Raw genomic sequence first — 20,517 nt, forward strand, 5'->3', positions numbered from 1 at the left:
TCAGGGAAGAAAAAATGTCCGATGTAAATTCATTAGCTGAACTATTAAAATCTTCATCTTTGGGTGATATTCTTGCGAGCGCTCTGTCTCGGGTGAAAACAAACCCGGAAGATATCGAACAGCGCAAGACCTTATTCAAACTCTATTGCATCGAAGGATTGTGGGAAAAGGCACTCATGCAGCTTCAGACGATTGAGCTGATGGATGACCATTCACAAAAAGATTCAGAACTGTATAAGAATTTGATATTCAGCGAACTGGTCAGGGAGAATGTGCTGGCGGGAGAGCGTACTGCCGGATTGCTGGATGAAGCTTCTCCTGAGTGGATGACATTATTGCAACAGGCGAATCAGGCGCATGCGCAAAAAGACGAAAAGCTGTCAGAAGCGCTGCGGGCGCAGGCCTTTGAAATAGCGCCTGAAAGTGCAGGGGGAGGGGAAATGACGGGCGCATTTAGCTGGATAGCCGACGGTGACGGTCGAATTGGGCCAGCCTGTGAGTTTATCAGTGCAGGTGGCTATCGTCAGGTTCCTTTCTCGGCTATCCAGACATTAAATGTGCCGCAACCTACGCGCATTCTGGACCTGATATGGGCGCCTGCTCATATCAACGTCAATAACGAAATTTATTATGGTTATGTCCCGGCCCGATACCCTGTTTCTTCCGAAGCTGAACAGAATGTAAAATTGGGGATGATTACGGAGTGGTCACAGCATTCCGATATTTTCTCCACCGGCGTGGGAAGGAAAATGCTGATCACCGATCGCGGAGAGTTTTCATTACTGGAAGTGACGGAAATTAAATTTGCATAGCGGAGCAGGCAATGGAAAAACCTCAGCATTTCCTGCCGACTTTGTTTGAACGGCTGCTGGATGATGAACCCAATAAGCGGCAAGAAAGTTTTGATGCATTTTATTTTGATGCCAGGGCAATGCGTGCCTTCGTACAAAAAGATATTGCCTGTTTGCTTAATAATACAAATATAGAAGACAGACTGGATGAGCATCGCCATAAGGCAGCTTGCGAATCGGTTATGAATTTCGGTATCGCGCCTTTTTCAGGAAAATATGCCAGTCATAAAAGCTGGGGTATTATCGAAAAAAGCATCCGAAATGCACTGCTTCGTTTTGAACCGCGGATTATTCCTGAGTCATTGCTGGTGCGTCCACTAAGTGATAACGATCTGCTGGGGAAAAACGGCATCGTGCTTTTTGAGATCCGGGGGTTGATTGAATGGCATCCCCATCCTATCGATCTCTGTATTAATGCAGCATACGATGTTGAAACGGCGAAAGTTGATTTAAAAAGTGGTTGAGGGCGGTTGACCGCCCCTTTGCATCCATGCAGGGCAGTGGTTATGCGTTTTTTATTAGCAGAACTCAGGAGTCGCTGCGCTGCTGTCCAAAACTGTCAGTCTCGCTATCCCATGCAACTGGATTGATCGGTATGAAACTATCTGGAAGCCTGATTATTTTCCCAAATGGCCTGGCGGATTAAACGACTCTGTCGCGTTAACTGTACTAGCTCAGACCTGATCTGACAGTTACCGGTTATTTATACAGGTGTCTGTCAGATTACATCTGGTTCAGATTTTTTTCTGCCCAGACTCGTTTACCATCAAGTAACGTGGCCATTGGCGTACGCCCGCAGCACATTTTTCCCTGATGAGTTCGCTCATTATTGTAATGCCACAACCCGTTGTCCAGATCCGTTTGCAGGCTCTCCAGGTCTTCGTATAACTTCTTACGGAACGTAACCTGATAAAAATCCTGCAAAATAGTTTTATGGAAGCGCTCGCAGATGCCGTTCGTCTGCGGAGACATCGCCTTCGTTTTTGTATGGTCGATATCGTTGATGGCCAGATACAGCTGGTAATCATGCTGCTCCACCTTACCACAGTACTCCGTTCCCCTGTCGGTCAGGATCCTCAGCATCGGCAGTCCCTGAGCCTCGTAGAACGGCAGTACGCGATCATTGAGCAGGTCTGCGGCGGTGATCGGCGTTTTACTCGTATACAGCTTGCAGTGTGCCACTTTCGAGTACGTATCCACGAACGTCTGCTGGTAGATACGACCCACACCTTTCAGATTGCCCACGTAGAAGGTGTCCTGCGACCCGAGATAACCCGGGTGAGCAGTTTCGATTTCTCCGCTGGCCTCGTCATCGTGGGCCTTCTTCTCCAGCGCTGCGATTTGAGCGTCGGTAAGCACGATGCCTTCTCTGGCGACCTTTTCCTCAAGTGCCTTCAGGCGTTTACGGAAGTTCTCCAGGTCGTGCCGTTGCCAGATGGAGCGCACGCCGCTACCGGAGATAAACACGCCTTTTTTACGCAGCTCATTACTGGTCCGGTGTTGCCCGTGGGCCGGGAACTCAACGGCATATTCAACAACAGCGCGTTCAGTGGCTTCGTCGGCGCGGTTCTTCAGGTTGGGGACGCGGCGGTTCTGGTTAATCAGCGCATCGATGCCGCCTTCAGCAGCCAGTTCCTGATAACGGTAAAACGTGTCGCGTGACACGCCCATGATCTTGCAGGCTTTTGATACGTTACCGAGTTCTTCGGCGAGATTGAGCAGGCCGGCTTTGTGTTTGATGATGGGATTGTTAGTATGAAGCATGAGAGTTACCTCGCGTTTTGTTTAAGGATTAGACACCCATATCAAAACCGGTAACTCTCAACCTTTCAAGGTCCAGTGTCAGATCAAGTCGCGACTAATACACGTTAACGGAGTGAAGATGATGAAATCTGCGCTGCCTGTTTTTCAGGCAGCCAGCAGATAAAATGGTTCTGCAGACGACAATCTTTCGCCAACTGGATGATGAAGCTGTCCTTTACGGATCATGTTTACCAGTTCAATACCCGCAAGTATGGTCTGTGCCCGCCTGAATGATTTGAATCCCGGCATCGCCCGCGTCCGTCGTTTGATGTTCCGGTGAGCCTGCTCCACAAGGTTGTTCAGATATTTGTTCTGCCTGATAGTGATACTTTCCTCTGCGGGTTTGTCGGCATTGAGTGTGGTCCGCGCTGCCGTACTGGCACCAACTTTTATCGATGGTTACCATTTCCGGCTCACCGTGGTGGCGAACGGCCTTACGAAAGAAACACAGTGCTGCGGCGGCATCCCGTCTGGCAGTCAGCAGGAAATCAATGCTCTGCCCTGTAATATCGACGGTCTGCTACAGGTATTTCCACTGCCCTCTGACTCTGATGTAGGTTTCGTCCATTCACCAGCGGCGACCCGTCGGGCGTTCAGGCAGTCGGAACGCCTTATCCAGCACCGGCACCAGGCGGATGACCCGGCGGTGAAGCGTGGAGTGATCAACAATAATGCCCCGCTCAACCATCATCTCTTCGAGGTCGCGCAGGCTGAGTGAGTACGCCAGGTACCAGCGGACACACCGGGCGATAACATCAGTGGGGTAATGGAGGCGTCGGAAAGATTTTCGGATCAGGGACATAGTCGGCAACATTATAAAAAAACAGCATGTTACCTGACCCCGGCTTAATGCGACAGAATCAACCGAAATCCCTCCTCATTTATGTTGTTTTACTTTTTATTCGTCAATCATTTATAAGCTTTTGTTCCCCATCGAGTTATGGCGATTAGTACGATAATCATAACAAGAAACCTAGAAATGGATTCAAATCTTGATGTTGTATTCACATCAAGAACTCGAGCTCCATCGAGTAATGTAAATCCAGTGATGAATAGAATTAATTATACTAAGAAATAGGAAAAAACTTTCATCAAGCTTACCTGCTGTCCGATTTTATTAAAGCTTACCAGGTACACTGAGCACCATAGTTATTAGAACCAGATTGCCCTCTACTACTACCGCCATTCCCGTTCCTACTACCACTACTGAAGCTATCTGTGGTGCATTGTCCGGCAATCATCCCCCCAATAACACCAGCGGCCATGCCTACTGGTCCTCCTGGCGAACCAGCTACTAAACCGCCGAATATTCCCGCCCCGCATGAATCGACGCCGCTATAATTCCCACTATTTTTTTTGAATTAGAAATCGACCCCCCTTCATAATTAGAGTGACCGTTAGCGCCTGAGGTAACATTTAATTCATTTGATAATAATTTTCTCATTAAATCTTTTCCTTTTCATTGCATGTAAGCATGCAGATGCTATTCGTAACAAAATCGATGGCATTCCTGTTAGTTAATAGAAGTTAGCTAAAGGCAATATCATCTGGAAAGATATATTTTTTTCTGTGATGTTCGTCGTTTTTTTATCAATAAGTGTTTGGTTGACATGATTTACCAATGTTTGGCCACGAAGTGGTGAAAAAACATTGGTTAGTTGCCTTGGTTTTGAATGTGCTGATAACCCTATTATTAATGGTTCTGTCGCATTAAGCCGGGGTCAGGTAACATGCTGTTTTTTTATAATGTTGCCGACTATGTCCCTGATCCGAAAATCTTTCCGACGCCTCCATTACCCCACTGATGTTATCGCCCGGTGTGTCCGCTGGTACCTGGCGTACTCACTCAGCCTGCGCGACCTCGAAGAGATGATGGTTGAGCGGGGCATTATTGTTGATCACTCCACGCTTCACCGCCGGGTCATCCGCCTGGTGCCGGTGCTGGATAAGGCGTTCCGACTGCCTGAACGCCCGACGGGTCGCCGCTGGTGAATGGACGAAACCTACATCAGAGTCAGAGGGCAGTGGAAATACCTGTAGCAGGCCGTCGATATTACAGGACAGAGCATTGATTTCCTGCTGACTGCCAGACGGGATGCCGCCGCAGCACTGTGTTTCTTTCTTAAGGCCGTTCAGGAAAGTATCACTATCAGGCAGAAAAAATATCTGAACAACCTTGTGGGGCAGGCTCACCGGAACATCAAACGACGGACGCGTGCGATGCCGGGATTCAAATCATTCCGGCGGGCACAGACCATACTTGCGGGTATTGAACTGGTAAACATGATCCGTAAAGGACAGCTTCATCATCCAGTTGGCGAAAGATTGTCGCCTGCAGAACCATTTTATCTGCTGGCTGCCTGAAAAACAGGCAGCGCAGATTTCATCATCTTCACTCCGTTAACGCGACAGAGCCCTCTGCTTACCACCTGAACTGACGCCAGTCCACCGGCTGCTTTGCAATGCACCTTCGTACGGCCAGTTTATCTTCTTATACGCCGCCATTTTTATATTTTTTTTATACCCTTCCCTGGCTTTTTTACATCAACTTTGCGCCCCTCTGGCAACAATGTACTTCATTCTGAAACGCCCTCGGAGGTGTGTTGTGAGCATGGCCTTAATTGCCGGCATTGTGCTGGTGTTTCTGCTGTTGGGCTATCTGGTATATGCCCTGATTAATGCGGAGGCATTCTGATGGCCGCCTCCGCATTTATGTTAATCGCCAGCTATATGGCGATTCTGCTGATCCTTGCTAAACCACTGGGGAGCGGTCTGACCCGACTGATTGATGATCGGCCGCTGCCGGGTGTAGCAGGTGTTGAGCGGCTTCTCTGGCGCATCAGCGGCGTGGAGAAGCAGCAAATGGACTGGCGGCGTTACCTGCTGGCGATTCTGTTCTTTAACGCTGGTGGAATCGTACTGCTTATGGTGATGCTGATGGTTCAGGGCAGCCTTCCGCTGAATCCCCAGCACCTTCCCAGCCTTAGCTGGCACCTGGCGTTGAACACCGCAGTCAGCTTTGTCAGCAACACCGACTGGCAGTCCTATGCGGGCGAAAGTACCCTGAGCTATTTCAGCCAGATGGTGGGCCTGACGGTACAGAACTTTCTCTCTGCCGCGACCGGCATCGCCGTCGCCTTTGCCCTGATCCGTGGTTTTGCTAACTGGTCACTGGGTACCTTGGGGAACGCCTGGCGTGACATGACCCGCATCACACTCTACGTGCTGCTTCCGCTCTCGCTGCTGATTGCCCTGTTTTTCGTCAGTCAGGGTTCGCTGCAAAACTTTTCGGGCTATCTCGATATCAACACCCTGGAAGGGGCGAAACAGACGCTGCCAATGGGGCCGGTTGCCTCGCAGGAAGCAATTAAAATGCTGGGCACGAACGGTGGCGGATTCTTTAACGTTAACTCGGCGCATCCCTTTGAGAACCCGACTGCACTGAGCAACGTTGTGCAGATGCTGGCTATTTTCCTAATCCCAGCCGCACTGTGCTTCGCCTTTGGTGACGTCGTCAAAGATCGCCGTCAGGGCCATGCTTTGCTGTGGGCGATGTCGCTGATGTTTATCGCAGCTGTCGCTGTGGTGATGTGGGCCGAGTTGAAAGGTAATCCTCATTTCCTCGCGCTGGGCGCGGACAGTGCCAGCAACATGGAAGGAAAAGAAACACGCTTTGGCATCCTCAACTCCAGCCTGTTTGCGGTGATCACCACGGCCGCTTCATGCGGCGCGGTCAACGCCATGCATGATTCCTTTACCGCACTGGGTGGTATGATGCCGATGTGGTTAATGCAGATTGGTGAGGTGGTATTTGGCGGAGTGGGAGCAGGTCTGTACGGCATGTTGCTGTTCGTACTGCTGGCGGTATTTATTGCCGGGCTGATGATTGGCCGCACACCGGAGTATCTTGGGAAAAAGATTGACGTGTGGGAAATGAAAATGACCGCGCTGGGCATTCTTGTTACGCCGACGCTGGTGCTGTTGGGTACCGCGCTGGCGATGATGACCGATGCCGGACGCAGCGGAATGGCCAATCCTGGCATTCATGGTTTCAGCGAGGTGCTTTACGCTGTTTCCTCGGCAGCTAACAACAACGGTAGCGCCTTTGCTGGCCTGAGCGCGAATACGCCGTTCTGGAACCTGCTGCTGGCGTTCTGCATGTTGGTAGGCCGCTTTGGTATCATCATCCCGGTGATGGCGATTGCCGGCTCGCTGGCGGTGAAAAAAATTCAGCCAGTCAGCAGTGGCACCTTACCCACGCATGGCGTGCTGTTTATCGCGCTGCTTATTGGTACCGTGCTGCTGGTGGGTGCATTGACGTTTATTCCTGCTCTGGCCCTTGGGCCGGTGGCAGAACATCTGCAAATGTTCGGTCATTAATCGCCGGAGAAAAGAATCATGAGTCGTAATCAACAGGCGCTGTTTGATGGCGCGCTAATGCGGACCGCTGCCAGCGATGCGCTGAAAAAACTCAGTCCACGCGTGCAGTTCCGCAACCCGGTGATGTTTGTGGTGTGGCTGGGCAGTGTGCTGACCACGGGGCTGGCAATCGCGATGGTGATGGGTAAAACACCGGGCAGTGCAGGTTTCACTGCGGCAATTTCGCTGTGGCTGTGGTTTACCGTGCTGTTTGCCAACTTTGCTGAAGCGCTGGCAGAAGGGCGCAGCAAAGCCCAGGCCAACAGCCTGAAGGGCGTGCAGAAAACCAGCTACGCTAAAAAAATGAGCGCACCACAGTATGGTAGTTCACACCAGCAGGTGGCGGCGGATTCGCTGCGTAAAGGGGATGTAGTGCTGGTGGAGGCGGGCGACATTATTCCCTGCGATGGCGAAGTGCTGGAAGGTGGTGCCTCGGTGGATGAAAGTGCCATTACCGGGGAATCTGCGCCGGTAATCCGTGAGTCAGGCGGCGACTTTGCTTCAGTTACGGGCGGCACGCGTATTCTCTCTGACTGGCTGGTTGTCCAGTGCAGCGTTAATCCGGGTGAAACCTTTCTTGATCGAATGATTGCGATGGTGGAAGGGGCGAAGCGCCGTAAAACGCCTAATGAAATAGCCCTGACCATCCTGTTGGTGGCGTTAACAATCGTCTTCCTGCTGGCCACCGCCACCCTGTGGCCATTCTCGGCCTGGGGCGGTAATGCGGTCAGCATCACGGTGCTGGTCGCGCTGTTAGTATGTCTGATTCCGACTACCATTGGTGGCCTGCTCTCCGCTATCGGCGTCGCCGGGATGAGCCGCATGCTTGGTGCAAACGTCATTGCCACCAGCGGCCGTGCGGTAGAAGCGGCGGGGGACGTGGATGTGCTGATGCTGGATAAAACCGGCACCATTACCCTTGGCAACCGCCAGGCAACCCAGTTTCTGCCCGCGCCGGGCGTCAGCGAGAAGCAACTGGCCGATGTGGCACAGCTGGCTTCGCTGGCGGATGAAACGCCGGAAGGGCGCAGCATCGTGGTGCTGGCGAAACAAAGGTTTAAACTGCGCGAGCGGGATCTGCACAGCATGGGCGCCACCTTCATTCCGTTCTCTGCGCAAACTCGCATGAGTGGCGTCAACGTGCAGGATCGTGTAGTGCGCAAAGGGGCGGTAGATGCCGTTCGACGCCACATTGACAGTAACGGCGGCCAGTTCCCGTCGAAAGTGAACCAGCTGGTAGAGGAGGTTGCTCGTGCGGGCGGTACGCCGCTGGTGGTGTGTGAAGGCGCAACAGTGATGGGCGTGGTTGCGCTGAAAGACATCGTTAAAGGTGGGATCAAAGAGCGCTTTGCTGAACTGCGCAAAATGGGCATTAAAACCATTATGATCACCGGGGATAACCCGCTCACCGCCGCCGCCATTGCTGCCGAAGCGGGCGTGGATGACTTTCTCTCTGAGGCCACGCCGGAGGCCAAATTGGCGCTGATCCGTCAGTACCAGGCAGAAGGACGGCTGGTGGCAATGACCGGTGACGGTACCAACGACGCCCCCGCACTGGCGCAGGCCGACGTGGCGGTGGCGATGAACTCCGGTACGCAGGCTGCAAAAGAGGCGGGAAACATGGTGGATCTTGATTCCAACCCCACCAAACTGCTGGAAGTGGTTCACATCGGTAAACAGATGCTGATGACGCGTGGCTCGCTGACCACCTTCAGTATTGCCAACGATGTGGCCAAATACTTTGCCATTATTCCGGCAGCCTTTGCGGTGACCTATCCGCAGCTCAACGCGCTAAACGTGATGCGTCTGCATTCGCCTGATTCCGCCATTCTGTCGGCGGTAATCTTCAACGCACTGGTGATTGTATTCCTGATCCCTCTGGCGCTGAAGGGGGTAAGTTATCGGCCACTGAGCGCAGCGGCACTGTTACGACGCAACCTGTGGATCTATGGTTTTGGCGGTCTGCTGGTGCCGTTCGCCGGGATCAAGATTATCGACATACTGCTGACCGTTACCGGTTGGTTCTGAGGAAAACATCATGAGTCAGTTACGCCCCGCAGCGATCCTGCTGCTGTTGCTCTCCGTCATTACCGGTCTGATTTATCCTTTAGTGACCACCGCGCTGGCGCAATGGTGGTTCCCGGCGCAGGCGAATGGTTCGCTGCTCAAGATTGACGGCAAGCCGCGAGCTTCCGCGCTGATTGGTCAGAATTTTAGCCGTGCTGATTATTTTCAGGGAAGACCCTCTGCTACCAGTGACGCCCCCTATAAACCGCTGGCCTCTTCAGGCAGCAACCTTGGCGGTACCAACCCCGCGCTGGATCAGGCGGTAAGTGCACGGGTAGCCGCATTGCGTCAGGCCAACCCGCAGGCAGCGCGCGTCGTACCGGTGGACCTGGTCACTGCGTCCGGCAGCGGTCTCGATCCGCAGATTTCACCTGAGGCCGCCTTGTGGCAGGCTCCGCGCGTAGCCGATGCGCGTAAGCTGCCGATAGCTGATGTCGAACGGCTTATTGATGAAAACACCGTAACGCCAGTACCCGATTTTATCGGTGAACAGACGGTTAACGTCGTTAAGCTCAATATGGCGCTGGATGCGTTACGTAAGACTAATGCAATGCCCTAAGGAGCGGGAACGGCGCAAAGCCTGACAGGGCGCTTGCCGCATCGTCTTGGCTGAGGCCATATCACAGCGGCGATACGGTCAGAATGGCGATTAACATTATAAAGCCTGCTATGGCGTTTGCCGCCAGCGTCTGGCTGAGGCGGCGTTGCGGGTGGAACGGCGGTTAATGGCGTAAAGTCCTCTGGCACCGTGAAGGCTCAGGCAATACGACCAAAGTCAGTACGGGTGGACAATGTTCCACCCGTACTGCATTAATATTGCCCTGAGATGTGCCTGACGTTTTTTGTCTGGCATCCTGTGAATCGCTGGGTGCTCCGTCTCCCCACTGTAAGGATTACCGTTTACTTATGAATGATGAACTCCAGCGTCCTGACCCGGATGCCCTGCTGCAACAGGCTGACGAAAGCGGGCGGGGCAAGCTAAAAATCTATTTTGGTGCCTGTGCCGGAGTGGGTAAAACCTGGGCAATGTTGCAGGAAGCCCGGCGTCTGCGCGCCCAGGGGCTTGAGGTGTTGGTCGGCGTGGTGGAAACGCACGGGCGTGAGGAAACGGCGGCGCTGCTGGAAGGGCTGACCGTTCTGCCGCGACGCGCGACAGGGCAGCATTGTCACCCTGAATTCGATCTGGACGCGGCCCTTGCCCGCAATCCGGCGGTGATCCTGATGGATGAACTGGCGCACAGCAATGCGCCAGGCTCGCGGCATCCTAAACGCTGGCAGGATATTCAGGAACTGCTGGATGCGGGCATTAATGTGATGACCACCGTTAACGTCCAGCATCTGGAAAGCCTGAACGACGTGGTAGGGGGCGTCACCGGCATTCGCGTGCGGGAAACGGTACCCGATCCTTTCTTTGACGCTGCCGATGAGGTCGTGCTGGTGGATTTGCCCGCTGACGATCTGCGCCAGCGCCTGAAAGAAGGCAAGGTGTACATTGGCGACCGGGCCGAACGCGCCATCGAAAATTTCTTCCGTAAAGGCAATCTGTTCGCCCTGCGTGAGCTGGCGCTGCGGCGCACCGCCGATCGCGTTGATGACCAGATGCGTGCCTGGCGCGACAGTCAGGGGCGTGAAAAGGTCTGGCATACGCGGGATGCGATTTTATTGTGTATTGGCGACAACCGCGGCAGTGAAAAGCTGGTGCGAACCGCCGCTCGCCTTGCGGCGCGTCTCGATAGCGTGTGGCACGCGGTGTATGTCGAAACCCCCAGACTGCACCGGCTCTCGGAAGCACGGCGGCGCGGCATTTTGCGCACGTTGCAAATGGCGCAGGATCTTGGTGCAGAAACCGCCACCCTTTCCGACCCCCACGAGGCCGATGCGGTGCTGCGTTATGCGCGTGAGCACAATCTGGGCAAAATTATCATTGGCCGCCGTCCGGTGCGCCGCTGGAAACATGATGGCTTCGCGCGGCGTCTGGGGCAACTGGGCCCGGATCTCGACCTGGTGATTGTCGCGTTGGATGAACCGCTTCCCGCATCCGCCAGTACCGCGTCAGTGAGCCGATTGCCGGGGGAAAAATGGCGTCCACAGCTTAAAGGCGGTGCGGCAGCCCTGCTGCTTTGCGCGCTGGTCACGCTGGCGGGGCGCTGGCTGTTGCCCGGTGTGGATTCGGTCAACCTGGTGATGGTCTATCTGTTGGCGGTGGTGGTGGTGGCGCTGTGCTATGGCCGCTGGCCATCGGTGGTGGCCACGGTGCTGAATATCGTGGCGTTTGATCTGTTTTTCGTTACGCCTACCGGCACCATTGCCGTGTCGGATGTGCAGTATCTGGTCACCTTCGGCGTGATGCTGGCCGTGGGCGTTATTGTCGGTAATCTTACCGCTGGTGTACGTTACCAGGCGAGGGTAGCGCGCTATCGTGAGCAGCGCGTGCGACATTTGTACGAAATGGCAAAAACCCTTAGCCGGGCGTTGAGCCAGCAGGATATTGCCCAGACGCTGCCACGCAGTCTTGATGCCACCCTGCAGGCGAGAAGTGAATTGTTGTTGACGGACAGCGAGGGTGAGCTGATCACCGTGGGAGAATCTCGCCTTAGTGCAGTGCCCGACCGGGCAATTGCCCGCTGGAGCTTCGATAAAGGCCAGCCTGCCGGAGCCGGAACTGACACCCTGCCCGGTGTGCCCTGGCAGATTCTGCCGCTGAAAGCGGGGAGTGAAACGCTGGGGCTGCTGGTGCTGGAGCCATTAAATCTGCGTCAGCTGATGATCCCGGAACAGCAGCGGTTGGTGGAAACCTTCACCGTGCTGATTGCCAATGCGCTGGAGCGCATTGGCCTGAGCCAGCGTGAGGCGGTGTCCCGGCTTGCTGCCGAGCGCGAGCAGCTGCGCAATGCGTTACTTTCCGCACTTTCCCATGATTTGCGTACGCCGCTCACCGTGCTGTTTGGTCAGGCGGAGATTCTGACGCTGGATTTAGCCAGCGAGGGTTCAGTACATGCGCCTCAGGCCAGTGCAATGCGTGAACAAACGCTTAATACCGTCCGGCTGGTCAATAATTTGCTCGATATGGCGCGATTACAGTCCGGGGGCTTTAGCCTGCGGGCGGAGTGGATGGCGCTGGATGAGTTGGTTGGCAGCACGCTGAAAATGATGGCTCCGTCGCTAAAGGCGCGCAGTGTTGTAATGGATCTTCCGGCTGAAATGCTGCTGATCCACGTTGATGGGCCGTTGATGGAGCGGGTGCTGACCAATCTGGTGGAAAATGCCCTGAAATATGCCGGACCCCAGGCGACTATCGGCATTAGCGCCCGTGTGGTATCCCGCCAGTGGCTGACGATCGCTGTGTGGGACGATGGACCGGGTATTGCCGACGGTCAGACAGAGCAAATTTTTGAGAAGTTCTCCCGTGGCAGTAAAGAATCTGCCGTACCGGGCGTGGGGCTGGGGCTGGCTATTTGTCAGGCGATTATCGATATCCACGAGGGTAGAATTCATGCTGAAAATCGGCCTGAAGGCGGTGCACGTTTTGTCATCACGCTGCCGATGAAAGAGGCTCCGCAGCTTGCAGAATATCAGTAGTGCCGGGCTGGTTCGTTCGGGTACGGCGAAAGATTACGGGCAAAAGAAGCCCCGACGAGGTCTGCGTCGCCACTGGCCGTAAGGCGACGCACATTTTGCCATCATGCTGCTGATGAAGGAGGTGACGTGAACCCTTCTGGTTACGCCGGGAGACCGCGTGCCAAAAAAGCCGCAGCGCGGCATGCGCTCCGGGCGGCTTTCCTCAGTAATGTCTGCCAGGCTGAACCACTGCCAGCCTTCTGCGTGTTCGAAGTGAAAAGGGGCATTGGGGCTGGCGACGTTCAGGCCGGAGATAAGAGTGGCTCAGTAAGCTCCAGGACCTGCCAGTTCATCGCCGTCGCTGCCGACACCGTGCAGTAAAATAACCCGATTTTTGTCCATCTCCGGCCTTATAGCAGGTAATAACGTCAGCTTTTTTAACGTACTGGTTATTATCTGGTTTCATCCACAGACGCCGTTTCCTGTTCAGACTGCGTGGCCAGACGCTGACCGCTTTGTGTGTCAAAAAGATGCAGCCTGACGTTGCTGATTCCAAGCGCTATGCACTCCCCTGGCACCACTGATACCCGACCCACAAACTGAACATGCAGCGTAAATCCCTGCCAGTTGACATGCAGCAGGCTGGATTCGCCGGTCACTTCCACCAGTGCCACCTGTGCTTCTGGCAGGTTTGCGGTCGAGGCGAGCACAAAATCCTGCGCACGAATGCCCAGCGTTACCGCACGCTGTCCCTGCTGTGCGGCGGCCTGCTGCCAGTGAGCCGGCAGCGCAAACCACAGGCCGTTACAGTTGACGCCAGACTGACCCTCACGTGTTTCCAGTTGTCCTGGCAGCAGGTTCATTGGCGGTGAACCAATAAAACGTGCAACAAAGGTGTCAGCCGGATAGTCATAAATTTCCAGCGGCTTGCCCTGCTGCACGATGACGCCCTCACGCATCACAACAATCTGGTCAGCCAGCGTCATTGCCTCAACCTGATCGTGGGTGACATAGACCATCGTAGTTTTAAAGCGCTGGTGAAGTGCTTTAATCTCAGCCCGTAGTTCCATACGTAGCTGGGCATCAAGGTTGGATAAGGGTTCGTCGAACAGAAATACCTGTGGATTACGCACCATAGCGCGTCCCATTGCCACGCGCTGGCGCTGACCGCCAGAGAGGGCGCGGGGATAGCGATTTAGCAGTTTGTCGATACCGAGAATCCCGGCCACGCGGGCAATCTTGCTTTGCTGCTCCTCGCGTTTAACGCGCTTCACTTTCATGTGGAAGCCCAGGTTTTCCGCCACCGTCAGATGGGGATAGAGCGCATAGCTTTGAAACACCATCGCAATGTCCCGTTCCGCCGGGTCGAGGTCGCTAATCTGTTGGTTGTCCAACAGTATTTTTCCAGCTGAAACGGTATCCAGCCCGGCCAGCAGGCGCAGCAACGTCGATTTTCCACAACCCGAAGGGCCAACCAGCACGGTAAAACTGCCATCGGGGATGGTCAGGTCCAGCGGGCTGATTACCGTTTGTTTGGCATAACGTTTTGTTACACCAACCAATTCAACACGAGCCATAAAGCTATCCTCTTACTTTTGAGCCTGTTAACCTTTACTGCCGCCGCCAGACAGGCCGCTGACCAGGCTTTTTTGCAGCCAGATGACAATAAATAACGGTGGCACCGAAGCCAGAATACCGACGGCGGCAATCAGCCCGTCATCGGTGGCTCGCCCCGCAGTGAAACCGGCGATGGTGATCGGCAAGGTTTGTGCGCTGATATTGCTGGTAAACAGCAGCGCATAGAAGAATTCATCCCACGCCAGCAGCCAGCCAAACAGTGCCGAGGCTCCCAGCATGGGTTTTGCCAGCGGCAGGGTAATGCACAGCAGCACCTGCCAGAATCGCAGCCCGTCCAGCCTGGCGGCCTGTTCAATATCTCGCGGTAAAGTATCGAACTGATTTTTCAGCATCCAGGTGAGAAAAGGCAGGATCAGCGAGCAGTACACCAGCACCAGTCCGGCATGCGTATTGAGCAGGTTGAGCTGTTGCAGAATAAAATAGAGCGGCAAAACGAACGCCACTGGCGGCACCATATAAATTGCCAGGTTGCCAAACAGCCAGCCGTCCCGCCCCGGATAGCGGGAAAAGCTGAAGGCGGCCGGAACGGCCAGCAACAGCGAAATCACGGTGGCGCCGCAGGCGACCAGCATGCTGTTGCCAAGTGCGTGCAGGAAAAGCGCGCCGGGATGATCGGGCCGTAACGAGATTAGCCGCGCATAGCGGCTGAAATCCCACTGACGCGGTAGCCATTCCAGCGGCACGCGGGTCAGATCGGTGTTGGAACTGACGCTCATCAGAAACAGCCACAGTATCGGACCGAGAATGCTGGCGGCAACCACCAGCGCGGCTAAATAACGCAGCAACATTCGCAATTTACGTTTCATAAGCGCTACTCCGGCGGCGCTGGCGCCAGACCATGGTCATGTAAACAGCTATCAGCACACTGCACATCAATGTCATCAGGATAGCGTAAGCCGCACCGCTGCCAGCGCGCAGGTAGCTGAATGATTCCTGATAGACGTAAAAACTGAGGGTTTTGGTGCTGTCTACCGGGCCGCCGCGCGTCATAACGTAGATAACATCGAAGACTTTAAAAGCGTCGATGGTACGCAGCACCAGCGCCACGCTCAACGGGCCCACGATGGCAGGAAAGATGATGGCACGAAAACGGTGAAGGGCGGAGGCCCCATCAAGCCTGGCCGCCTCAAACAGATCGTCTGGAATGGATTGCAGGGCGGCCAGCACCAGTAAGGTCACCAGCGGGTAATTTTTCCAGACGTCTGCCACCATGACTGCATTGAGCGCCGAATCCGGCGAGCCAAGCCAGCTGCGGTAGTTGCCGATGATCCCGAGCTGGGTCAGCAGCGCATTGATGCTGCCGTAATCAGGGTTGAAATTCAGTCGCCACATCATTGCGTTCACAATCGTTGGCAGCGCCCACGGCAGGATAACCAGCACCCTTAGCACGCTGCGACCATAAAATTTCTGATTAAGCAGCAGCGCTACCAGCACGCCAATAATGCCTTCCAGCGCCACGGATGTGACAGTGAAATAGAGTGTGCGCAGCAGGGAGGAAAGAAAGTCCGGGTCGGTCAGCGCATAGAGGTAATTTTCCACGCCGATGTAATTGATTGTGCCGCCATTACTGATTAAGGCTGCATCGGTGAAACTAAGCCAGATGGTGCGCAGCAGGGGCCAGGTGGTAAGCAGGCCCATCATTAACAGCATGGGTGCCAGAAGCACCCATGCCTGACGCCGCTCACGTTGTTGCAAACTGAGCATGACGACCTCTTAATGTAAACGCTGGGCACTTTTGGTCACGGCTTCCATCGCGGATTGTGGGGTTTGCTGGCCTTGCAAAACCTGCTGAAGCTGCTGTTGCAATGTATTGGAGAGGCGAGAGTAATCCGCAGTGATCGGGCGCATCAGCATGACGTCGAGTGCAGATTTGGCGGCGGCAATCAGCGGCTCCTGGCCTTTCTGCACGACAGGATCGTCATAGGATGATTTCCAGATCGGCAGGCTCAGGCGGGCATATTTGTTTTGTACCGGCTGAGAGGTCAGGTAACGAATATATTGCCAGGACTGGTCCGGGTGGCTGCTTGACTGGGTCACGCCCAGGCCCATCGAACCATTCATGGCCGCCACTTCACCCGGTTTTTCTGATGGTGCAGGGATAATCCCGACCTCACCTGCTACTTTACTCTGTTTCGGGTCGTTGGCCATGTTGTACATATAGGTCCAGTTCAGGGCAAACGCCGCATCGCCATTGGAGAAGACTTTACGAACGTCTTCTTCAAGATATTCTCGTGAGTTGGGATTACTGACGCCTTTATCCAGCGTGCTTTTCATGTAATCCACAGCCTTAACGGAACCTGCATCGCTGAAGTTCAGCTTGCTGTTTTGATAAAACTGACCGCCAAAAGCGGAGACCAGCGTGGTGTAGTCACAGACCAGCGCTTCAGCCTGTGACCAGCTCCAGACCAACGGATATTTGACGATGCCTTTTTCTTTCAGCGTTTGCGACTGTTCCATGACCTGCTGCCAGGTTTTTGGCGGCGCGGTAATCCCGGCTTTTGCCAGCATCGCTTTGTTGTAATACAGATATTTAGTGTCGAGGATCCACGGCATGCCCCACTGCTTGTTGTTCCAGCTGACTGTGCTCCACGCCCCGTCGAAGACTTTGGCTTTTTCATCCGCAGAAATCAGGTGGCTGATATCCTTCAACATATTGAATTTACTGAATTCAGCTGGCCACATATCGTCAAACAGCACCACGTCATAACCTTTGCTGCCGGTGCCGTGTGCCGCCACAATTTTGTCGTGCAGTGCCTCGTAAGGGACGAATTCCAGATTCACCGCGACATCCGGGTGCGCTTTTTCAAAATCTTTGGTCATGGCGCGCACGTCACTTTCGCTGTAGGCCGCTTGCGACATAAAAAGGGCGTTAATTTGTGTTTTGGCTGATACCACGCCGGAGGCGCTCATTGCCAGCAGGGTCAGTAAATATCCGGTAAAACGAGGAGTAAATCGGCTTGCCATACAAATTCTCCATAATAACAGATGAAAAGCGGTTGATTAATAAAATTGAGGCCAGAAAAATGCCTGGGCCACCGTAAAGTAAATGGGCCAGGCATGAATGAACAGCATTTTCTTATTTATAACTTACCGTTGGCGGGACCCTGTATGTTGGCCGTACTGGCTATCCCTGGCACGCCCGCCGCGTGTCCTGGAGATATTAATTAGTTTATTTTACAAATTATGTTGGCGGGTTTCCCGTAGTGTTGGCAGTATCGCCGCCCCCAGTGCGCCCGCCGCGTCACCAAGAACGGATTGTTGAATATTGCGACTAACGGCATAGCCGCCAGCACGCATTAATGCATTGTCCAGCCCCGGCTGAAAAAGAGGGAGGAGTGGTGCAGCGCTACCACCTAATACGGTTACATCGGGTCGATACAATGCCAGCAGCGTATTGAGTCCTCGTCCAACATTCTCACCATACTGGTTGATTACCTGCGCTACGCGAGGCCTGGTGGTCATTAACGCTTTAAGCAGTGCAGGCGTCTGTGCATTCCACTGCAAACCTGTTATCTGTTTTTCCAGCTTTTTTTGCAGTTGCTCACGTGAGGCCAGCATTTCCCAGCATCCTTGTAAGCCGCAGTAACAGCGCGTCGGGTCTGAGGAAACCGGAATATGCCCCGCCTCAGGATGACTGCCGTCAGCACCACGCAGCGGTTGCCCGCGATCCAGTAGTGCCACGCCAATGCCTGTACCCAGCGTCACCATCATCATGCGTTGGCTACCGTGGCCTGCGCCAAGCTGATATTCACCTATTGCGGCCGCCACTGCATCGTTATCAATGGCGACCAGTATGCCCAGCCGTTCCCGCAATTGTTGGACCAGCGGGTAGTAGGAAAAACAGGCCAGCGTGTCATTATTTTCGATAATCTCTGTACTGTTATTTACGGGGCCACTGGCACCGATGCCGAGGCTGGACAACGAACTTTCCGCTGGTAGCAGTGAACAAATTTTATCCACTAGTGCTTCGGCTCGCCGATCCTGCGGTAGCGTGGCGAACCAGGCAGTTGGAATGCTTTCCGATGCAACTTCATGTTCGTCGCGCAGTAGTGCGATGCGGGTGCCTGTTCCACCGATATCAATACCCGCGCGAAGAAAAGCTGCAGCCTTTGTCATATTTTCACCGTGACCTTTTGTCCGTACAGAAATTCTCCCGGTACCATTCCGTTACTTCTGGCCAAGGTTACTGTGAGGTGCTGTACCCAGAGCATAGCACCTAACAAACGGATCAGTGTGGATTCCCCTGGTGTTGGCAAGAGTTGACTGCCGGAGTAAGCCACTGGTCCTATGGTGATCACTTCAGTGCCGTTGTCAGCAAGATCGCTGGCCAGCGTGGTGAGCGTAACGCCGCTGCCGTCGCCGAGCAGTAAAGCCAGCATGCCTTTGCCTGACGTTTCCATTGGGCCATGACGAAATTCACCGCCAATAAACCCTTCCGCACTGACTTTGGACGCTTCTTTTGTAATGAGTGCGCCTGTCAAAGCCGTCGCGGCATCGGCACCCATACCGATTAGCGCCACCCGAGGTCTGGTATGGGTGAAAAGCCTGTCGGTTACTGCCTGCACCGGCTCGCGTTTTTGTATAATATCTGCGAATGTCGGTAAGCTCGATTTGATGTCTTGCAAGTATAGAGCTTCATCCTGCCCTGTGAGCGCCCAGAAAGTGCGATAGTTGGCGATCAGTGTATTCAAATAGCTTTTTGCGCTGACCGTTGATTCGTCGCCACTCTTAAGCTCTACTAAAATGTCAGCGCGCTCTGCCAGCAAGCTTGCTGCATTATTGGTCACGCCGATCAGTGTCCTGGGTGCCGTGATATTTTCCAGCACCTTCACAATCTCACCGCTCATCCCGGACTGTGACGTCAACCACAATAACGTTTGCGATGTGACCAGCTGCGGCATATCCAGTAAGCGACCTGCATCAATGCGCCAGACAGATAAACCCAACGCAATCAACTCTCGTTCCACAGGGATCAGCGCATAATCGGACGATCCCATACCGGCCAGTATGATGCGATCAAACTGCTGGAGCGGGAGCGCTTTCAGTGCATCCGGCAGAGTATAATCCAGTTGATCGGTCAGTGAACTGACCTGCTGAACCAACTCTTTTTCGTAAGCACTAAAATTGATCGCGGTCATGGAGCCTGTTCTTCTAAAGGTTAAATATTACTGATGTGTTTAACATACTATGCACGAATTCGTGCAGTCAATACTCTTTTTCGTGTAATGCTGCATTTTTTGTGCAAAAAAGATGTGGTTAAGATGACATAAACTTTAGTGTAGGTCAGTATGTGCATGAAAGTGTGCAGCTACGGACGATAAGGAAGGCAAAATGACAGCGGCGCAACGTCGAGAAAGAATTGTGGAAATGCTCACAGAAAAAGGCTATTTGAACGCAGTAGAACTTTCAGAAATCTTCGGTGTGGATAGTTCAACCATCCGTCGCGACCTTTCATTACTGGAGAAGTCAGGCAAGGTGTTAAGGACGCACGGCGGATTACTTCCTGCCGAAGCACCGCACGCATATGACACGCCTTACTACATTCGCCTCGAAATGAATACCTCAGCGAAAACCGTCATCGCTGAGTATGCTGCTAGCCTGGTGCAGGATGGTCAGTCACTGATCCTTGATAATGGTTCCACCGTTTATGCTCTGGCGCTTGCCCTGAAAGATAAAAAGAATCTGACCGTTGTAACCAATGACATTTATTGTGCAATGGCGCTGGGACAGCATCCAGGCATTACCGTGCATGTGGCTGGCGGACTTATGCTGGATAAGGTTTATACCTTGGTGGGTCAGGAGACGGTAGATAAAATAAACAGTATTCACGTTGACTGGGCTTTTCTTGGCTCAGAGGGTGTACATTTTGAAAATGGTATTACCAATATCAATACGATTGAAATTCCCGTGAAGCAAGCGATGATCCGGTCAGCGGATAAAACAGTGGTATTGGCAGACAGCAGTAAAATTGGCTATCGCGCGCTTGCCCATGTTTGTCCGCTGGATGATATCAGCATGATTATTACTGAATCTTCGCCGGGCCTTAAGCAACGTGCAAAATATGGTGCAAAGATGGTGGTGGTCGAACCGGGAACAAAGCAGCGCTGAGGCCTTATCAAGCCTGACTTCAGTGCTTACGTTAAACACGCTTCAGTGATCGACAGCACGAAAGTGCCCGCCA

At 53.7% G+C, this 20,517-nt stretch carries 15 protein-coding genes and 2 pseudogenes; 9 read left to right on the forward strand and 8 right to left on the reverse strand.

The window, feature by feature from the left end:
• Window positions 1–14: 14 nt before the first annotated feature.
• Entirely contained in the window at window positions 15–812 is a 798-nt protein-coding gene (locus LU633_RS01235; protein WP_016191444.1) for a type VI secretion system accessory protein TagJ, read from the forward strand.
• Between the two features lie 11 nt (window positions 813–823).
• Window positions 824–1,315 carry a type VI secretion system baseplate subunit TssE gene (locus LU633_RS01240; RefSeq protein WP_016191443.1) on the forward strand — a complete coding sequence of 164 codons (492 nt, stop codon included), beginning with the start codon at window positions 824–826 and terminating at the stop codon, window positions 1,313–1,315.
• A 259-nt stretch (window positions 1,316–1,574) separates the two neighbouring features.
• Here LU633_RS01240 and LU633_RS01245 read toward each other — a convergent pair whose 3' ends face one another.
• Window positions 1,575–2,615 carry an IS481 family transposase gene (locus LU633_RS01245; protein ID WP_046372128.1) on the reverse strand — a complete coding sequence of 347 codons (1,041 nt, stop codon included), beginning with the start codon at window positions 2,613–2,615 and terminating at the stop codon, window positions 1,575–1,577.
• Between the two features lie 144 nt (window positions 2,616–2,759).
• Window positions 2,760–3,456, reverse strand: a pseudogene (locus tag LU633_RS01250) (IS6 family transposase).
• Window positions 3,457–4,412: 956 nt separating this feature from the next.
• Between LU633_RS01250 and LU633_RS01255 the strand changes: the two are divergent.
• The 6 genes and pseudogenes from LU633_RS01255 (at window position 4,413) to kdpD (ending at window position 12,719) form a co-directional block, all read left to right on the forward strand.
• Window positions 4,413–5,018, forward strand: a pseudogene (locus LU633_RS01255) (IS6 family transposase).
• Between the two features lie 247 nt (window positions 5,019–5,265).
• Entirely contained in the window at window positions 5,266–5,349 is an 84-nt protein-coding gene (gene kdpF, locus LU633_RS01260; protein ID WP_071994970.1) for a K(+)-transporting ATPase subunit F, read from the forward strand.
• Window positions 5,349–7,034 carry a potassium-transporting ATPase subunit KdpA gene (gene kdpA, locus LU633_RS01265; protein WP_016191442.1) on the forward strand — a complete coding sequence of 562 codons (1,686 nt, stop codon included), beginning with the start codon at window positions 5,349–5,351 and terminating at the stop codon, window positions 7,032–7,034. The genes kdpF and kdpA overlap by 1 nt, the downstream gene beginning before the upstream one ends.
• Before the next feature lie 18 nt (window positions 7,035–7,052).
• Window positions 7,053–9,101, forward strand: a complete 2,049-nt coding sequence (gene kdpB / locus LU633_RS01270) for a potassium-transporting ATPase subunit KdpB (RefSeq protein ID WP_016191441.1) — start codon at window positions 7,053–7,055, stop codon at window positions 9,099–9,101.
• 10 nt (window positions 9,102–9,111) lie between these two features.
• Window positions 9,112–9,699: a potassium-transporting ATPase subunit KdpC gene (gene kdpC, locus LU633_RS01275; protein WP_016191440.1), complete on the forward strand. Its 588-nt coding sequence runs from the start codon at window positions 9,112–9,114 to the stop codon at window positions 9,697–9,699.
• A 347-nt stretch (window positions 9,700–10,046) separates the two neighbouring features.
• Window positions 10,047–12,719: a two-component system sensor histidine kinase KdpD gene (gene kdpD / locus LU633_RS01280; protein ID WP_016191439.1), complete on the forward strand. Its 2,673-nt coding sequence runs from the start codon at window positions 10,047–10,049 to the stop codon at window positions 12,717–12,719.
• Window positions 12,720–13,150: 431 nt separating this feature from the next.
• On the opposite strand, the gene LU633_RS01285 is transcribed toward kdpD, so the two are convergent.
• The 6 genes from LU633_RS01285 to LU633_RS01310 form a co-directional block, all read right to left on the reverse strand.
• The gene (locus tag LU633_RS01285) at window positions 13,151–14,275 is read right to left on the reverse strand and encodes an ABC transporter ATP-binding protein (RefSeq protein WP_016191437.1); all 1,125 of its coding nucleotides are present in this window, start codon (window positions 14,273–14,275) and stop codon (window positions 13,151–13,153) included.
• 27 nt (window positions 14,276–14,302) lie between these two features.
• The gene (locus tag LU633_RS01290; RefSeq protein WP_016191436.1) at window positions 14,303–15,142 is read right to left on the reverse strand and encodes a carbohydrate ABC transporter permease; all 840 of its coding nucleotides are present in this window, start codon (window positions 15,140–15,142) and stop codon (window positions 14,303–14,305) included.
• Window positions 15,132–16,040, reverse strand: coding sequence for a carbohydrate ABC transporter permease (locus LU633_RS01295; RefSeq protein ID WP_016191435.1), 909 nt, complete (start codon window positions 16,038–16,040; stop codon window positions 15,132–15,134). The genes LU633_RS01290 and LU633_RS01295 overlap by 11 nt, the downstream gene beginning before the upstream one ends.
• Before the next feature lie 9 nt (window positions 16,041–16,049).
• A complete protein-coding gene (locus tag LU633_RS01300; RefSeq protein ID WP_016191434.1) occupies window positions 16,050–17,300 on the reverse strand; it encodes an extracellular solute-binding protein in 1,251 nt (416 codons plus the stop codon).
• A 210-nt stretch (window positions 17,301–17,510) separates the two neighbouring features.
• Window positions 17,511–18,452 carry an ROK family protein gene (locus LU633_RS01305; protein ID WP_016191433.1) on the reverse strand — a complete coding sequence of 314 codons (942 nt, stop codon included), beginning with the start codon at window positions 18,450–18,452 and terminating at the stop codon, window positions 17,511–17,513.
• On the reverse strand, window positions 18,449–19,474 hold the full coding sequence (locus tag LU633_RS01310) for an SIS domain-containing protein (RefSeq protein WP_016191432.1): 1,026 nt from the start codon (window positions 19,472–19,474) through the stop codon (window positions 18,449–18,451). Before LU633_RS01310 ends, LU633_RS01305 begins: the two co-directional genes overlap by 4 nt.
• A 193-nt stretch (window positions 19,475–19,667) precedes the next feature.
• Between LU633_RS01310 and LU633_RS01315 the strand changes: the two genes are divergently transcribed.
• Window positions 19,668–20,444: a DeoR/GlpR family DNA-binding transcription regulator gene (locus tag LU633_RS01315; protein WP_016191431.1), complete on the forward strand. Its 777-nt coding sequence runs from the start codon at window positions 19,668–19,670 to the stop codon at window positions 20,442–20,444.
• Window positions 20,445–20,517 lie beyond the last annotated feature (73 nt).

This window comes from Erwinia tracheiphila (assembly GCF_021365465.1).
GTDB classification, from domain to species: domain Bacteria; phylum Pseudomonadota; class Gammaproteobacteria; order Enterobacterales; family Enterobacteriaceae; genus Erwinia; species Erwinia tracheiphila.

Bases quoted from the DNA above. Each gene is read 5' to 3' on its own strand.
- kdpB (WP_016191441.1), top strand. From the start codon at position 7,053: ATGAGTCGTAATCAACAGGCGCTGTTTGATGGCGCGCTAATGCGGACC.
- kdpF (WP_071994970.1), top strand. From the start codon at position 5,266: ATGGCCTTAATTGCCGGCATTGTGCTGGTGTTTCTGCTGTTGGGCTAT.
- LU633_RS01235 (WP_016191444.1), top strand. From the start codon at position 15: ATGTCCGATGTAAATTCATTAGCTGAACTATTAAAATCTTCATCTTTG.
- LU633_RS01290 (WP_016191436.1), bottom strand. From the start codon at position 15,142: ATGAAACGTAAATTGCGAATGTTGCTGCGTTATTTAGCCGCGCTGGTG.
- LU633_RS01305 (WP_016191433.1), bottom strand. From the start codon at position 18,452: ATGACAAAGGCTGCAGCTTTTCTTCGCGCGGGTATTGATATCGGTGGA.
- LU633_RS01300 (WP_016191434.1), bottom strand. From the start codon at position 17,300: ATGGCAAGCCGATTTACTCCTCGTTTTACCGGATATTTACTGACCCTG.
- LU633_RS01310 (WP_016191432.1), bottom strand. From the start codon at position 19,474: ATGACCGCGATCAATTTTAGTGCTTACGAAAAAGAGTTGGTTCAGCAG.
- LU633_RS01295 (WP_016191435.1), bottom strand. From the start codon at position 16,040: ATGCTCAGTTTGCAACAACGTGAGCGGCGTCAGGCATGGGTGCTTCTG.
- LU633_RS01240 (WP_016191443.1), top strand. From the start codon at position 824: ATGGAAAAACCTCAGCATTTCCTGCCGACTTTGTTTGAACGGCTGCTG.
- kdpD (WP_016191439.1), top strand. From the start codon at position 10,047: ATGAATGATGAACTCCAGCGTCCTGACCCGGATGCCCTGCTGCAACAG.
- LU633_RS01245 (WP_046372128.1), bottom strand. From the start codon at position 2,615: ATGCTTCATACTAACAATCCCATCATCAAACACAAAGCCGGCCTGCTC.
- LU633_RS01315 (WP_016191431.1), top strand. From the start codon at position 19,668: ATGACAGCGGCGCAACGTCGAGAAAGAATTGTGGAAATGCTCACAGAA.
- kdpC (WP_016191440.1), top strand. From the start codon at position 9,112: ATGAGTCAGTTACGCCCCGCAGCGATCCTGCTGCTGTTGCTCTCCGTC.
- LU633_RS01285 (WP_016191437.1), bottom strand. From the start codon at position 14,275: ATGGCTCGTGTTGAATTGGTTGGTGTAACAAAACGTTATGCCAAACAA.
- kdpA (WP_016191442.1), top strand. From the start codon at position 5,349: ATGGCCGCCTCCGCATTTATGTTAATCGCCAGCTATATGGCGATTCTG.